We start from the raw sequence: 463 nt of genomic DNA, 5'->3' as shown, positions 1-463 counted from the left end.
CCGCGCGGATGCGTGGAACGTCCTCCTCGGCCAGGATCCGGGTGCCCTCGGCGAGGAGGCCGTCGACGTACCCCCGACCCCGGTGCTCCGGGACGACGCCGAGGTAGGCGATCACCGGGTGGTAGGCGTTGCGGGCCGGGACGACGAACCCGACGGGCTCGCCGTCCTCGCCCAACGTGCCGATGCGCCACCACTCCCGAGGGCTGGAGTACGTGGCGAACTCCTGCTCGTAGTGCTTGACCGCGGCCTCGTGCGGGGACATCTGCGCCAGGTCGCCACGACTGTGCGCGTCCAGGGTCCCGTCCAGGGTGCGGGTCATCAACGCGATCAGCTCGTCGGTGTCGCCGACCGGGCGGAAGGCCAGGCGTCGGTCGGGCGTCGGTACGCCTGCCGTCGGGTTCCACTCCAGGCGGAGCCGTTCGACAGTCAGGTGCGCGCCGGTGTTCTCCAGTACGCCCATCCT

Annotated in this window: 1 protein-coding gene; it reads right to left on the bottom strand. The window is 71.5% G+C overall.

The annotated features are described in order from the left end of the window. Positions 1 to 463 (bottom strand): GNAT family N-acetyltransferase (locus F8271_RS31830; RefSeq protein WP_151493450.1); only part of this gene is annotated, 463 nt, incomplete at both ends.

This window comes from Micromonospora sp. ALFpr18c (genome assembly GCF_008868155.1).
Lineage (GTDB): Bacteria > Actinomycetota > Actinomycetes > Mycobacteriales > Micromonosporaceae > Micromonospora.
Note: the sequence above shows the minus strand (reverse complement) of the source record. Positions and strands in the feature narration are given on the sequence as shown.